This window comes from Butyricimonas sp. Marseille-P2440 (assembly GCF_900091675.1).
In the GTDB taxonomy this organism is placed as follows: Bacteria; Bacteroidota; Bacteroidia; order Bacteroidales; family Marinifilaceae; genus Butyricimonas; species Butyricimonas synergistica.
The window spans coordinates 272,893-288,377 of record NZ_LT594610.1 but is presented as its reverse complement, the minus strand read 5'-3'; the positions used below and the strand labels follow the sequence as shown (position 1 = coordinate 288,377).

Genomic DNA, 15,485 nt, shown 5'->3' with positions numbered 1-15,485 from the left:
TTTATGTGGTATCACTTTCGGGACACGCTCTTTAATTTGTCTTAATCCGCTACAAGTTTTTTCGGGATATATGGGAACATATACGGGAATTTATTTACCTTTGCAATGTGAATCAAAAAACGCATTGCCGATGAAAGTTTCCGTCTATCTGAAAAAGAGCAGTTCCTCGACCTCGAACATCTGTTTCCGTGTCCGTGAGAAGAATGTGGATATAAATGGAAATTCCAATGTAATTGACCCCTAGAATCCAACTTAAATTGCCCCCCTGTAAATTTTTCCCAGAAACGGCTAAATTATCTCGTTGTACGCGCGCATAAAATTCTACCGGTATGCCATTATTATTATTAAATTTTATTCACAAATATAGTAATTTTATCTTTTAGCTTGCAATTTTCTAATAGAGTCCCCGTGTAATTCAATTCGAATAGCCTGGTGAACAATCCTATCCAGGACGGCATCTGCAATAGTTTTTTCCCCGATAATATCGTACCAGTCTTTCACGGGGACTTGTGAAGTGATAAGCGTTGATTTTTTCCCGTGCCGGTCTTCCACGATATCCATTAAATTCATTCTTCCCCCGGCATCAAAAGGTTGTATCCCGAAATCATCCAACACCAGTAAGTCCGCCCGTTCTATTTTTTTTAGTTCTTGTAAAATTGTACCTTTCGCTTTAGCCATTTTCAACAGGCCCATTAACCTGGCCGTGTTAGCGTAAAGTACTTTCATCCCTTTCTGGCAAGCTCTATATCCTAGCGCCGTGGCTATGTAGCTTTTTCCCGTTCCCGAGCTGCCCGTGATGAACAAGTCCCTGGATTCCTTGACGAAAGATAATTCCGCGAGCCTTTCTAGCAGGTTGCGCTCGAGCCCTCGTTCCAGGGAATAATCCACTTCTTCCAGGGATGCCTTGTAACGAAAAGAAGCTTGCTTGATCAATCTTTCTATCATCCGGTTACAACGGTCGTCCCACTCGTTGGAAACCAGCCACGCCACGAATTGGTCGGTTGTCATCGATTCCGTTTTGAAACTCTCCATGCTTGTTTTAAAAGCGTTATACATGCCTAGGAGGCGCATCTGGCGCATCTTGTCCAGCGTTTCTTGATTCATTTCCATTTTTCTCGTGATATTTAGTTATAATATTCTTTTCCCCTTATGTTCTCGTGCGAGGGCATGTCCGATCGCTTGTTATCATCCTCGTTTTCTTCCAGGGGTAATTCATCTTGCCTGTTTTTCAGTATTTCTTCTATGGCCGGGTAATTGTACAATCCATGGCTGGAAGCCCACCGGCAAGCGTTAACCAGTCTCTTCTCGCCCACTCGTGAAGCGAAATTCAGAATCCCGCGACAGGACTTGCAAGCTTGTTCCGGGTGAACTTTCACCTCGATCACGTGACGAATGTAATCTTCCACGTCCGGGTGCATGGAGGCGGCTTCCGAGAGGTACTTTCCCGGGTTCCAGTCCACCGGGACCCGTTGGCTGGGGGCCAGGTGATCCACGTCATGGGTGTAGCCATACGGCTTGTATCCCCTTTGATGAACCGCGACTTTCTCGTATTTTAGATAGATCTCCACTTTCTCGCTATTATACAGGATGTTCACCTTTTTCCCGATATGGCGGTACGGCACGCTATAATAATGACTTTCCAGTCGCACGTAACCGTTCCTTTGCACGGTTGCCACGTGACGTCGCTTGAGTTCAAAACGGATCGGGTTTAGCGATCCCATGCAATCTCGCTCTATTTCCTCGTATTGTTCACGACGGCTATAACTTCGCCCGGTTAACAGGCTATTGTTGTGTAACTCGAGTGCCACGCGGATCGCGGCATTGAGAGATTCCAGGTCATGAAACACGCGGCCTTCAAGACGAGTGTAAATACCCCGGTAAACGAGCTTGACCGCTCCCTCCACGAGTGCCTTGTCCCTTGGCTTACGCACCCTGGCGGGAATGACAACACACCCGTAATGCTCGGCAAAAGCCGCGAAATCCTCGTTCAATTCTGCCTCGTAACGACTCGGCTTGTTCACGGCTGATTTCAAATTGTCCGGAACGATGACCGCCGGGGTTCCCCCGTAAAAAAGCAAGGCGGACTCGCAAGCGTGAATCAAATCTTCCTTGCGCTGGCTCATCACCGCCTCCACGTAAGTTAGCTGGCTACACGGGAGGATGGACACGAACACTTCCACGGGTATCGTTTGACCAGTGTCGCGATCCACTAGCGCGAGCTTGTCCCCGGCGTAATCAATGAACATCTTGTCTCCCGCCTTGTGTTCCAGGTGGGCAACCGGGTGAGATAATGCCAGGTAAGCTTGAAAATAATTACAAAAACGACTCCGGGCGTAACCGTCAGGATGACTGGAGCGGTATTCCTGGAATAGTTGCTGGCGAGTTACTCCTTTCTTTTTTAGGCGTTTAGCATAGCCAGGGAGGAGCGTTTGCAATTCCTTGTAACGGGCGGGCGGTTCTTCCGACGACTTGTCTTTCTCCTGGAACAGGCTACAAAGAGAAGAATCATCCATGGAAAGAATTGCTTCAAGTGACAAGCCGCTCTTTTGATAAACCTGTAAATACTTCTTGACCGTGTTGCGGGACATGTTTAACATGCTACTGATACTCCTTGTTCCGCTACCAGAGGCATAACATCGTAATACTTGACGAATTTTGTTCATGCTTATTGCTTTATTGGGCATATATCTGTTTTTTTATTTATTTAACAGATAAGGTAGTATTCTCGCGCGTGTAAAACAAATATTTGATCATTTTCTGGGATCATTTTCCCTGGGATTAACCGGGTCAATTTCCCGTGGATTTAAGGGATCTATTTATATTGGAAAAGATGGGGCAAATTAGTGCGGATTTTCCACCCATGAGGTTAGTAAGCAGAGATCTGTCATTGAATTTCTCCAAAAAAATCTTAGCAAACCGATGACGGAAAGAGTGAGGATAAACGACCTTCTCATTCCATAAGATTTATCTTCGCTCTTTTTAGTATAGTTCCATAAAAAGTTCATTTCTATTGGAAAAGAATATAGTATCGTTTGTAATCTATGAAATTAGTTCTTGCGGGAAGTATGCTTTTAAAATAACCCGACCAGTATCTTCTTCTTTTAAAAAAGATAATGCTTTTTCAATATAATCTTTCTGTTTTGTATATCTAAACTCTTGAGCAACAAGACTTACTAATCCTTTGTGGTTAATAATTTTAATGAGATTATCATAATCCTTATCATAGATTATTTTTTCTATTTTCTGTTTTTGATCCGTGTATAGATTCTCTATATTTATGCTTTTGGTAAAGGCTGCATAATTTTCGGCAACTTTCGCTTTTGTATCTGCTCGTTTAATATGGCTCTCTGCGAAAGTGTAATTGATAGCACTTGCAATATATGCCGCCAACTGTAATTCCATATTATCATTTGCAGCCTGAATTACTTTGCTTTTAAGATTATCAATGTCTATTGTCTCATGTTTATATTGAGCAAACTTAACTATAAAATCCTCTATTAAAAACAAATTCTCTATCTCTGCAACGGAATACGAATAAACAGACTCACTCTCCAACTTTTTTAATTGCTCTTCACTACGAAAATCTCTGTCAATTAACCCATAAGCTTTTGCTGGAGCATTTCCCAATTTATTGAATGCTTTTGTATATGCTATCACAGTCTTGCAAGATTCTACTGGTTGTATTGTGTAATCTGGAAAAAGTATTTCAAATACAAATCTATCAATACTATTTTGTGTATCGCCTTCACAAAATAAAATCTTCTTGCGACTTCCAACTAATTTTAGTTGCAATTCTTCAGGAATAACATTTTCTTCTAGCAGTTCAATGTGCCAATTATTAGGATATTGAAATTCTTTGATCCACCCCTTTTGTGCTATACGAGAGGATGCAAAATCCAAATCATGAGTAAAGTAAATAAAAGTACAATCTTTACGCCGTGCTTCAAGATCATCCCATAATTTATTTGCAATTGTTTTATGTAAATGTATTTCTGGTTCATCTACTATTATGAGCGAATTTTTAGGAGCGAGTAAAACTCTACCTGTATGGTAAATAATCACTCGCTCACCATCGCTCATCTCGTGCGCATCATATGAGTTGCCTTCATATTTTATTTTCAAGGAATTATTTTCATCACAATCCAATTGTCTGTGTTCAATTAATCCATTCCATATAACCATTACGTCATCAAGTGTACTTTTAATATCATCAAACACAATATTATACCCTTCTTTGACTTTGGTAGCCCCTTTATTTATCATTACTTGTCGTTCTCCAAGAAGAATTCCCAAAACTTTTACCATCTCAGAGCCGTATTTTTTTGTTAATGTATACTCAAAGTCGTCCATCTGTTTGGCGTCAAAAGTAACCTTGTCGGTTAAAATATCATTTTGATATTGTTCAAAATGAGTCTTGGCACTAGCAAGATTAGGCGTATTAGAAAATTTAGGTAATATCAGTAGCTTCTGTGCTGGTATTACAATTCCATCTCTAACATCTAATTTCCTTTTCAGCAAATTTGCTAATGATGTTTTGCCACAACCGTTGGCCCCAACTAAAACTGTATTTCTTTGTGCAAATCCTAATTTTTTATAAAAAGCATATGCTTCACATAACTCTTTTATATTCATTATTTGTTCAGCAATAGTCTTATATGAAAGAAGTTTGGATTCTCTAGGTCTAAATTCCGTAGGAAATTTGTTTGGAAGACTATGCTCTATATCATGTTGCAGATGTTCATAGAAAGTTTCTGGCACAATAGAGCGCTCTACATCATCAATAATCTCTTCTATCAAATTATTAGCACATGATATGGCTTCTTCTAATAGTTTCAAGTCAATCTCAATAGACACATTATGATCTTTTTCGCACTCTGAATAAAAAGAACGCATTATATCACAATGCTGCGACAAAAAACTTTGTAAATCTATGGAATTCATATTGTATATGGTATATTTTTATTATAATGGTACTAATTATTCTTCTTATAATTCTCTACCTGCTCCAGAACTTTTTGGAAGACCTCTTCATCCCATTGAGGAGGATAGCCTTCTTTGTAGAGAAGATATGTAAGTTGGCTGGCAAGTTTGCTTTTTAGGTTGTCATTATTCAACCAATCGGCATAAACTGCCGTATCATCAATCAGTGTCTTGATTTTCTTTGCCAATTCAATACACAGTTCATCCGCATATTCAAAACCGTGTTTGTCCCTAACTTCGACAAGGACATCAAAGAATGCTTTCTCCTCAAAAGTAATCCCCAAAACCTTGAATTTCTCGCTGTCAGATTTAAGTTCTTTCAGGATATTCATCAGCTTGTTCGACAGTCCGTTGATTTTGTATGAAACGATGTCACATACATCATTCACCACGTTCTGTGTCACTTCATTGGTGAATATCAACTTGTCCCTTGTATTATAGGCATCTATCGTATCTTCAAGCATTTTCTGGAAATGTTCAGCCTGAATCTTGTTTGTCCGGCTGTATGTTCTGATGGCTTTAGCGACAAGTTTACACAGAATCTGGAACTTGGTGAACGGCATTTTTATTTCATCGATCTCTTTGGCAAATGAGTCGCTGAAAATATTTTCTTCAACACCTTCATTCATTACCCGTTCTACACCACTTGCAAGAATCGCCTCCTGAACCATCTGTTCCACGTGCCTGTTCATGTTCTCCGTATCATGCTCCGTGGTAGTCATTTTGTTCACGTATGAGCAGATACCCATAAAGCATTGACTCCATGTTACCTCTCCTTCTGTCAGAATGCCGGCCGGGTTACAGATATTATAAGCAGAGCGCAGCCGTTTGGCATGTTCCTTGAAAAGTTTGAGGAAGGAAACCTCTCCTTTCCGTTCAACACTGTTGGCAAGAATATATTCTGCCGCCTCCTGAATAAACTGAAGTCGGGCAAGGTCATTGTTCCCGAAAAAACGGTCAAATACCAATCCAGACAATCGCTCTCGCAAAAGTTGCAGTTCGTTCTGCAACACTTCATGTGCAACCTCCAAATCTTCCTGGGGTCCAACTTCACCACCATATTTTTTCATGGCTTTTTTCATCTCTTCGCGAATACCAATGTAGTCGATGATAAAGCCACACTCTTTTGTGCCGAATTTACGGTTTACACGCGAAATAGTCTGAATGAGCGTATGTTTCGATAACGGTTTATCGTTATAAAGCATTGTCAGGCATGGCACATCGAATCCCGTAATCCACATATCTACATTGATGGAGATATGGAAATTCGATTTTTCCGATTTGAACTCTACATCAAGGAATTTACGATATTCCTTGTCGCCAAGCAGATTGTAAATTTCCTTTTCATCGTCCTTATCCCTGGTCATGACCATATTGACAAATGCAATGTCATGCAGTTTGTTCTTTTCGTCTGCGGTCAATACAAGTTCATTCAATGCTTTCTTCTTCTCGAACCAGTCGGGCTGCATCTCCCGCATGATTTTATACAACCTGAATGCTATTTTGCGGTCGGCGCAAGTAATCATGGCCTTTTGCAGACGGTCTGTTGTCTCAGTCCGACGCTTATAATCTTCGATAATGTCTTTGGCAACACGATGAAGGACATCTTCATCACCGATAATCACCTCCATACTCGACATGGCGGCTTTGCTCTTGGCAATATCCTCCGGCATTGCCCCTTCGTCCGCACATAGGCGATAATATTCTTCTACTTTCTCTGCCTGTTCTTTATTGAGGAATACACGAGCCAATCGAGGATCATATTTGATTGGGACAGTGATGCCGTCATCCTCCGACTCCTTCATCGTATATTGATCTACAACCTTCCCAAATACATGTACGGTTTCGTCAATGGGTGTTCCTGTAAAACCTACATATGTGGCGTTCGGTAATGCATCCCGCAGATATTTGGCAAAGCCGTATGTGATTTTCGCTCCTATCTTGTCGGCATCTCCTTCGGCTTGGATGAACAGTTTAGAACCTATATTGTTTTGGGAACGATGGGCTTCATCACTTAGGCAAATGACATTGGAACGTTCTGTAAGCAATCCTGTAGTCTCTGCGAATTTCTGAATTGTGGTAATATAGACCCCGCCAGTCTTGCGCATACTCATCTCTTCTGCAAGTTCCTTTCTTGTTTCAAAGACTTTTACAGCTTCGTCTTCAAGATATTGTTTCGAGCGGCAGAATAGTTTTCCGGTTTGTGTCTCCAAATCCTCCCTGTCTACTATGATAAGAATAGTTGGGCTACCCAGTTGCTTCCTGCATCGTAAAGCCAGTTGGCGGGCAAGGAACAACATGGTATATGTTTTTCCACACCCTGTGGCTCCGAAATATGTACCACCCTTACCATCACCCCCGACAGAACGCAAATGATTCAGGATATGATCCCGCAGTTTGCGTGTAGCAAAGAACTGCGGATAACGGCATACGATTTCAGTCGTGTCGTCTTCTTTTGTAGGATCGGGAAAATAGACATAATCCCGTAATATCTCCAATATGCGTTCTGGAGAAAGTGCTCCGCGAATAAGTGTACGAAGTGTGTCAAGTCCCTTTCCGGCTTTGTCCTCATTCTCAATCTTTTTCCATTCGTAGAAAAATTCAAATGGCGTGTATGTCGTACCCAAAGCATTCTTTGCTCCATCGCTGATTACCGCCAATGCGCAATATTTCAGCAATGCCGGAATATCCCGCATATAGCGCGTGCAAATCTGCGTATGTGCATCACGTATAGTAGCGTTTTGTTTGGTCGGATTTTTCAATTCGATGATGCAGACGGGTATGCCGTTTATGAAAAGCAATATGTCGGGACGGCGATTCTCACGACCTTGCTCCATGACGAACTGATTGACACAACGGAAAATATTATGATCGGGATGCTCGAAGTCGATATATTCCAAACGGAACGGATTATCCCGACCATCGCTATATGCAAAATCATACCCGTCACGATAGAGCAAAAAAGCATTCCGAAGAGCATAATAGTCATTCTGTCCGCCAGTATTGCGCAGGTTGGCGACGATACTGTCCATCTCGGAGGTGGTCAAATTCTTGTCTTTGTATTGAACGGCGAGAAAATTCCTTAAGTCCTCTTCAATGAGTGGGTCGGTATATTTCCTATGAATGTCATCACCAAACGCATATTGCCAGTGTGCCTCTCGGAGAAGCTCGATGGTTGCTTCTTCGAATTGACTTTCATAATATTTCCCTTTGTTTGTCATAATCGTTGTTGTTTAAGAATGTATGACATGTTGAAGCAATACCGGACAAACTTCGCGTGAAAGCCGGTCGGCTTCCTCGGCTATTTGCTTTGCTTCGTTTGCACATTTATAGATGTTCACGATAGCTTGTTGCAACTCAATAGGAAGCAACGGAATTTCAATATCAATAAATCTATCCCAATCAAGATTTGCCCTAACGCTTGAATCACTGTAAAACCAACCTAATCTATCCATTTCCGGATTTTTGAATATCATCATAAAATATTCAGGGAGAATAGGTTCATTTTCATCGAGAATAAACGTTGTATAAGCAGGCGATATTAGAGCGGGAAAATCTTTATCATATAATGCTATACGAATACATTTATCCCTACCAGTCTGCATACCACTAAATGCAAACTCTCCTTTTTTAATAACCTTATATTTGTTTGTATTTATAGTATCCATTGAGGCGATTGTCGGCATAAATACTTTATTGTTATTCAATCCCAAAACATCATAGGGATAGCCTTCTTTGTTTATTGCATCTACAACTTTTATGGCATTACCAATACGATATTTATCTACATTATTCTTCTTTGCCTTTTGAATATAACTTTGGCAGACCTGCATAAGCGGAGCAGCCTTAGCCTCGTTTTGTTCTTTGATTTCCCTGAATACACGCCATACATTCACCACCTTCTGCTGTTCGTCAGGAGATGGTAACGGAATCTCAATATCAAGAAAACGATTTTCGCGCAGGTTGCCTCGAATGGAACTATCTGTATAGAACCATGTTAAACGATCTATTTCTTTATTGCAAAATATTATATATAAATACTCATTTAAAATCTCATCACACTTATCTTTCTTGACATGGAATACATAATAAGCCGATGTAACTACAAGATTTGTGCTTGTATTATTATAAGCTATTGGGAGTCTTTCATCACGTCCAATATGCATAAGATTACAGGCAAAAAAAGTTGGAGGAACGAGATAATACCCAGATATATCAATCCCTTCTAAGTTTGCTCTTGTTGGAATAAATTGCTTATTGATATCAACTCCAGAAACAATCGCATCATTATTGGCACATTTATGTCTGAATTGCTCGATATAATCTCCCAGCCGAACCCATCTTACATTACTCGCTCCCATATCACTCCTCCATTCCGTGTTGTTCCAAGAAGAAACGTTTTTGCTGTTCTATCTCTCGGCTCAACTCTTCCTCCGTCGGCATATAAGCCATATATTTAGCGGCAAAAAGTTGCTCGCTACCGTTAAGTACGGAGTATTTAGCCAAGACTTTATCGGTCTCGGTGCAGAGCAGTATGCCTATTGTCGGGTTATCATTCTCATCTTTTACAAGGTCGTCATACATTCGTACATACATATCCAATTGCCCCACATCTGCGTGTGTCAGAGGATGTGTTTTCAATTCAAACAACACGTAACGTTTGAGTTTGATGTTATAGAACACAAGGTCAATGTAAAAATCACCTGTGTCCGTTGAAATGTGTTTCTGCCTATCGACAAATGCAAAACCACGTCCCAATTCCATGATAAATTGTTGCAGGTGATCTATTAAGGCTTGTTCCAACTGGCTTTCGTCATATTTGCTATCCTTGCGGAAGCCTAAAAATTCGGCAACCACCGGATTTTTTATATATTCCAATGGATCATTAGCTTCAATATCAGGAGAGGGTAATGCCAATCCTTCCCTTGCACAAACCATACGGCGGCCATAGTATTGTGTACCGATGTTACGATTGAGTGTCCTTACACTCCACATCTGTTCCGATGCTTCTTTTACATACCACTCTCTAGCTTTAGGGTCTGCAACCTGTATAATCGAGCGGAAGTGCGACCATGTCAGATTGTGAACACGCGTGTTCACAATCTCCAGATCGCTGAAACATAGATAAAATTGGCGAAAGTAATCGAGATTTCGCTTGCTGAACGTATTGCCGTATTTAGGCATCAGCTGTTCTGCCAATGTTTTAATCAACCGAGTACCATACTGCGCACGAGCTTCTCCATGCTGTTCTTCTTCCACTATTCGCCGCCCAATGTGCCAATAAGTAAGTACCGCTATCTGATTGGCTGCCGCGTATGCTTGTTGACGGCCTTGCTCGATAATACTCCGAATATCAGAAACCAGTTTATCGGTTGTCACATGTTGCAGCTTATTCTTCTCCATAACCTAAAACTTTGAAAGCGTTTATAAGTTCCGTTTCGTTTGCATCCCATCTTTTCTTCAATTCATTAAATTTACAACTCATTTCTGAAAGGGCAGACTTATAGTCTATTTCCGTATCACGGTCTATAAATTCAATGTATCTGGATGGAACAAGAGAATATCCCTTTTCTTGAATTTCGTCACGATGTGCTGCATAATATAATTCCGGCTCGGCATACTCAACAAAATTCTCAGTTTGCCAATCAAGGTATATTTGACGCACTCTGTCTATTTCTGTTTCCGACAAGCGGACGTATTTCTTTTCATATATGTTATTGTTCCATGTTCGCAAGTCAATGAAAAGAATTTCACCTGTACGGTCGCGAAGTTGTCTGCCATGCCATGGACCGCCTTTCTTGTTGTTGTTTAAGATCCAAAGAGTGACTGATATGTCAGTAGAATAGAACATGTTTCGCGGCAAAACGATAATAGCCTCCACTTTGTCGCTTTCGATTAGCTTTTTACGTATTTCCTGCGTATCACTGTCATCCAAAGCACCATTGGCAAGCAGGAATCCCGCGACTCCACGACTGACATTCAATTTGTTTAGGATATGAAGAATCCACGCATAGTTGGCATTGCTGGTAGGAGGGATGCCATAGCCTTGCCATCGGGGATCAGTCTCAAAACCTCCGTATTCGGCATATTTTTTCAAATTGAACGGCGGGTTCGCCATGATATAATCAAATTTAAGTTCCTTATGCTGGTCATCGGAGAAAGTGGAGATAGCTCTATCGCCCAAATGATAAGAGATGCCTCGGATAGCCAGATTCATTTTTGCAAGGCGATATGTTGCCGGTTCGGATTCCTGCCCATACACATTGACGGCTTTTGTGTTTCCACCATGAGCCTCTATGAACTTCGCAGCCTGAACAAACATGCCTCCGGAACCACAGCAAGGGTCATAGACCGTTCCATCAAAAGGTTCAATAAGTGAGGCGATAAGCTCTACGATAGAATGTGGCGTATAAAATTCTCCTTCCTCTTTGTCGGCATTGATTGAGAACGCTTGTAAGAAATACTCATATACACGACCTATGAGGTCATGATCATTAAATTTCTGTGGGTCAATCTTATTTATTTCATCCACTACGCTTTTCAAAACTCCCGGTTCAAGGGCTGTTTTCGTGAAAATTTGCTGCGGAAGGGCATTTTTCAATTTAGGTTCATTGTCATCCAGAGTCTTTATAGCCGTATCGAAAGCGATGGCCATGCCGGTAGGCGATGTGAAAATCAGCTTGTCCCAAAATGTTTCATCTGTCAGGAAAAACACTCCGTCCTGCATATACTGATTAGGACGTGAAAGTTGCAGTTCAATGAAATCCGTATCATTAATGCCCTGCACTTCCACTATTTCATGCCTGATTTTCTCCTTTTGCTGTTTAAACCGTTCTCCTATGAATTTCAGGAATACAAGGGTCAACAGCAAGTCACGTTTATCTGTCATGGCTGCACGCCCACGCAGACTGTTACGACAGTTGAAAAGTATCGTTTCAAGGGTTTCTTCCTTTACAAGTTTATTTTGTTTCTTAGCCATTTTACTATTTTATCAATTCAGTATTCAACTTAAAGGCATTTGCATCAATTCCCATTTGGTAAATCTTAATATCAGGATTAAGCTTTCGTGCAACGCTTATTATTTTTGATTTCTCATCTGTACTCATATTGATTCCCAAATAGACAGACTCAAAACATTCTCCTCCGATTTCAGGAAAAGCCCGAACTTCTTTCCAATCAATAGGTCCCTTATCATCATTTTGCCCCGGCAATAAACTCATATATGTCGGCCAAGGGTCTAAAATAAACAGCCTTACCTCTTGTTCATGCTCCCAAGCCTTTGCCTTTGTGGACAACTGATAATGGAAAAAATCTTTTGCATCCCTGAAATAATCAGGCTTCTCTACAATATCCTTATATTGTACTTCCACCACAGAACAACCAATAATGATTTTTCCATATATTCTCGAAAGATACTTTTGGGCTTTCTCCATATCCAAACCAATACAGATACCTTTATGTTTGCTATAATAGCTCCACATCAAGATTGAATCATATATTTTGGAAAGGCTACATATCCACACCTCTTCTCTGGTTCTACGAAATGGATCTCTTCTTAATTCTTCGATTATTTCCGGAGTCCATCCTCCACACGCTTCTTTCGGAACATTGGAGAAATCAATTAACGATGGATGGCAATCAAACGGGTCGTTCAACTGCGTAGCATTGGTAAATTGAAGATTACTATAATGTAGCATCATCAATCCACCAGTAAAATCAAGATATTTATATAATTTGACTGCTCCCATAAACTTATTATTCCGTCCTCAATAAGTCATCCACAGTTACACCCAAAACTTTGGATATTTGAATTAAAGTCTCCACGTTGGGCTGTGTCGTATTGGTAACCCATTTGGAAATTATGGCAGGATCTTTATCTAATTGTTTCGAGAGCCATTTATTGCTTTTATTTTTCTCTGCGAGAACGACTTTGATTCGGTTCAGTAATTTACGTTCCATATTCGTATGTCTATCCAATGTGACTACAAAAGTACAAATTATTTATGAATATATTTGATGTTATAGGTTATATATTGCGGATAAAGCACAAAAAAGTGACTAAAACATCAATTTTAGCCACTCAAGTTTATAACATCTACTCTTTAGGGAGGGTAAACTCTATGTTTACCCTAATATATTAGGAACGATTATTTTGGAATTTCGTAATTTTATGGGAACTTAACGGTATCAAACCTGCTGAAAAACAATATATAATAGCTGTATATTAGATTGATACAAACTCTATTTCGGTTCAAGCGTGGGACTGTTAGGATTATCTGTTTTAGAGGTTCTGGACAAACCCATCACACGAGATAAAACGACACCCCACGCGAACCATGTATATAATGAATATATATACGGCAAGCATGAACGTTTGTATCGCCAATCCCCGTGTGATTCGAAATTGTCCAGATTTCTAAAAACGGGATAAAGCTAAACGCTTCCTAATAACCAATATGTCACCGACAAATTACTTTATCAGCACGACAAATATAGTTAATTTTCAACGTTTCACAAACGTTTTTAGGGGTGTCGTGGAACAAATTTATATAAAACTTGACACTCAACAAGATTTTAGGCAAAATACTCCGATGAGGTCTTCAAATTATTTACTTCCTCTTTTGCCAGCCACACCGTTATCACCATACCCCCTGTAACAAAACCGCTCACAACAAACTATATACCACACACTTGATACACTTCCATTCCTTTATTACACTAGCAACATGACGCACATTACCCGCCTCATCACCCACATTGTACCATTCATAGACTTGTACCCCAACCATTCTTTCTTTTTAGACACCTACTACAAAAGTATCCATCCCCTTTATTTCCTTGTTATTATAATTCCTCTTTTAGACTTTATTAGACAAGCATTTTATTCGGGAATAACAACACCATGATAATACCTGTTAATCCCTGTATCGCTCTATTTCGCACCTTGATTACCCCATAGCGTTAATGTCATCAAAGCTTAACACAACATTATTAGAAATATTTATGTAAAGATCACACAAATAGAATTAGCCGATAATTTATACAAATAGTCCCTTATGAATGATAGCACCCCCAAATAAATCACACGTTTTTAATCACGATCATTCATTATAAACACACGCCAAACTATCCCACGGAACCCACTTTCAAGCATAAAAATAGGAAGCCGCCCAGACTCCCTTTTTACACTTGTATTTCCTTTATTACCATTATCCATTTATCCCATCATCTTTTACATTTTCCAATTGTCAGAGTATCCTAGGCGTTTGTAGTCTATCATAGCCTGTTCGATCGACAATTCCGGGTCTTGCATCTGATCTAACCGCTCCTTAGCCACCTGTGCCATCCACAATTTAAACGGTTCTGCTTTAGGAGAGGGGATTGATTGTATCAACCGGAACAATTGCCCGGTATCAGCGACATCCGTTAATCTCATCTTTCCATCTTCAGCGGGTAATTTCAACCGGTTACAATTTGTAACCGTTTCATTTCCCTCCTTGGACATTCTATTTTTCAATACTTTTCAGTAATTTCTCGCACTTTGATGAGTAGGTTGTTCCGTTAATATCTCAATGACGTCCACGATAGAGAAATACCATTCTTCCTTGTCACTGTCCCACACTGTACGGACTTTCTTTTCCTCGAAAACCTTTATTGTGTTTTGTTTTACCATAACCCGTCTTTTTTATCTACCACAAATATATCTATTAGGAATGACTTATCCTAAACTTCCAGGCTCTCGTTTTAGACGATCTTTGCTACCGAATCTTTACTCGCTTTCAATATTATACTAGCCGTACCGCTCTATTTGACGACTGTTTTTATATAATTCAACCTAACAATAACTGAAAGGGGTAAAACGAACGTGCCAGCGTTTCACTTTTACATTTTTCAATCATTGCCAGGTTGAGTCCTCAAACAGGTCGTTGTAGGGATTCATTCTGCACTTCAATACGACAAACAATAAACAATTGATATTAATATTTTTAACAAAAATATTCAATTATCTCCCAGCAATATACTTATGTATTATTTTAATTCATTGATATTATTTACACTTTCAATATCACTAGATGTCACACTTCCCCTCGTTATAGTTTTCATACACACAACGAACCAAGTAAAACCATGAACGTCCTTTTTTCCAAAAACTCGTGAGCCAAACAGCTTTTTCAACACGTTCACGCACCCTATTCTCCTCCAATTCTAACCAGGCATTGTCTGAATATCCTATTCGTTTATAGCCTATTATTGCCTGTTCTTTCGACAATTCTGAGCCTTGCATTTGATCTAACCTCTCTTTGGTGTTATAGGGTCAATAAAGTCCGTATTTCTACCCAAATCACATGTAAATTCAGTATCAATAGTGTATGACTCTGGTATGACTTCCGTATATAAAACTTTAAATAAACTATATGAACCCTATACGAACGCTATTATAAATAGCGTTCGTATAGGGTTCATATAGGGTTCCTATAGCGTTCATAACGGAATTCGTACGGAAT

At 40.0% G+C, this 15,485-nt stretch carries 10 protein-coding genes and 2 pseudogenes; all 12 read right to left on the bottom strand.

Annotated features, from left to right (window positions below):
* Nucleotides 1-372: 372 nt before the first annotated feature.
* The 12 genes and pseudogenes from istB to BN8899_RS12210 all read right to left on the bottom strand — a co-directional run bounded on the left by istB (nucleotide 373) and on the right by BN8899_RS12210 (nucleotide 15,265).
* Nucleotides 373-1,110 carry an IS21-like element helper ATPase IstB gene (gene istB / locus BN8899_RS12260; protein ID WP_065218023.1) on the bottom strand — a complete coding sequence of 246 codons (738 nt, stop codon included), beginning with the start codon at nucleotides 1,108-1,110 and terminating at the stop codon, nucleotides 373-375.
* A 14-nt stretch (nucleotides 1,111-1,124) separates the two neighbouring features.
* Nucleotides 1,125-2,663, bottom strand: coding sequence for an IS21 family transposase (gene istA, locus BN8899_RS12255; protein ID WP_065218306.1), 1,539 nt, complete (start codon nucleotides 2,661-2,663; stop codon nucleotides 1,125-1,127).
* Between the two features lie 184 nt (nucleotides 2,664-2,847).
* Nucleotides 2,848-2,955: pseudogene (locus BN8899_RS21145) on the bottom strand (integrase); the annotation flags it as partial.
* Between the two features lie 84 nt (nucleotides 2,956-3,039).
* Nucleotides 3,040-4,941 carry a DUF4435 domain-containing protein gene (locus BN8899_RS12250; RefSeq protein ID WP_065219654.1) on the bottom strand — a complete coding sequence of 634 codons (1,902 nt, stop codon included), beginning with the start codon at nucleotides 4,939-4,941 and terminating at the stop codon, nucleotides 3,040-3,042.
* A gap of 32 nt (nucleotides 4,942-4,973) precedes the next feature.
* The gene (locus tag BN8899_RS12245) at nucleotides 4,974-8,201 is read right to left on the bottom strand and encodes a type I restriction endonuclease subunit R (protein ID WP_065219653.1); all 3,228 of its coding nucleotides are present in this window, start codon (nucleotides 8,199-8,201) and stop codon (nucleotides 4,974-4,976) included.
* A 12-nt stretch (nucleotides 8,202-8,213) separates the two neighbouring features.
* Nucleotides 8,214-9,341 (bottom strand): restriction endonuclease subunit S, encoded by a 1,128-nt coding sequence (locus tag BN8899_RS12240; RefSeq protein ID WP_065219652.1) that lies wholly within the window; start codon nucleotides 9,339-9,341, stop codon nucleotides 8,214-8,216.
* A 1-nt stretch (nucleotide 9,342) separates the two neighbouring features.
* Entirely contained in the window at nucleotides 9,343-10,383 is a 1,041-nt protein-coding gene (locus BN8899_RS12235; protein WP_065219651.1) for a PDDEXK nuclease domain-containing protein, read from the bottom strand.
* Nucleotides 10,370-11,959: a class I SAM-dependent DNA methyltransferase gene (locus BN8899_RS12230; protein ID WP_065219650.1), complete on the bottom strand. Its 1,590-nt coding sequence runs from the start codon at nucleotides 11,957-11,959 to the stop codon at nucleotides 10,370-10,372. The genes BN8899_RS12235 and BN8899_RS12230 overlap by 14 nt, the downstream gene beginning before the upstream one ends.
* Nucleotides 11,960-11,963: 4 nt before the next feature.
* Nucleotides 11,964-12,728, bottom strand: coding sequence for a DUF2971 domain-containing protein (locus BN8899_RS12225; RefSeq protein ID WP_187376889.1), 765 nt, complete (start codon nucleotides 12,726-12,728; stop codon nucleotides 11,964-11,966).
* Nucleotides 12,729-12,735: 7 nt separating this feature from the next.
* Complete coding sequence (locus tag BN8899_RS12220; RefSeq protein ID WP_065219649.1) at nucleotides 12,736-12,939, bottom strand: helix-turn-helix transcriptional regulator; 204 nt, start codon at nucleotides 12,937-12,939, stop codon at nucleotides 12,736-12,738.
* 1,282 nt (nucleotides 12,940-14,221) lie between these two features.
* Nucleotides 14,222-14,653, bottom strand: a pseudogene (locus BN8899_RS12215) (Bro-N domain-containing protein); the annotation flags it as partial.
* Between the two features lie 396 nt (nucleotides 14,654-15,049).
* Nucleotides 15,050-15,265 (bottom strand): hypothetical protein, encoded by a 216-nt coding sequence (locus BN8899_RS12210; RefSeq protein WP_065219648.1) that lies wholly within the window; start codon nucleotides 15,263-15,265, stop codon nucleotides 15,050-15,052.
* Between the last annotated feature and the right edge of the window lie 220 nt (nucleotides 15,266-15,485).

Coding starts and splice junctions, on each gene's coding strand:
- BN8899_RS12235 (WP_065219651.1), bottom strand. CDS start 10,383: ATGGAGAAGAATAAGCTGCAACATGTGACAACCGATAAACTGGTTTCT.
- BN8899_RS12245 (WP_065219653.1), bottom strand. CDS start 8,201: ATGACAAACAAAGGGAAATATTATGAAAGTCAATTCGAAGAAGCAACC.
- BN8899_RS12250 (WP_065219654.1), bottom strand. CDS start 4,941: ATGAATTCCATAGATTTACAAAGTTTTTTGTCGCAGCATTGTGATATA.
- BN8899_RS12225 (WP_187376889.1), bottom strand. CDS start 12,728: ATGGGAGCAGTCAAATTATATAAATATCTTGATTTTACTGGTGGATTG.
- BN8899_RS12230 (WP_065219650.1), bottom strand. CDS start 11,959: ATGGCTAAGAAACAAAATAAACTTGTAAAGGAAGAAACCCTTGAAACG.
- istB (WP_065218023.1), bottom strand. CDS start 1,110: ATGGAAATGAATCAAGAAACGCTGGACAAGATGCGCCAGATGCGCCTC.
- BN8899_RS12220 (WP_065219649.1), bottom strand. CDS start 12,939: ATGGAACGTAAATTACTGAACCGAATCAAAGTCGTTCTCGCAGAGAAA.
- BN8899_RS12210 (WP_065219648.1), bottom strand. CDS start 15,265: ATGCAAGGCTCAGAATTGTCGAAAGAACAGGCAATAATAGGCTATAAA.
- istA (WP_065218306.1), bottom strand. CDS start 2,663: ATGAACAAAATTCGTCAAGTATTACGATGTTATGCCTCTGGTAGCGGA.
- BN8899_RS12240 (WP_065219652.1), bottom strand. CDS start 9,341: ATGGGAGCGAGTAATGTAAGATGGGTTCGGCTGGGAGATTATATCGAG.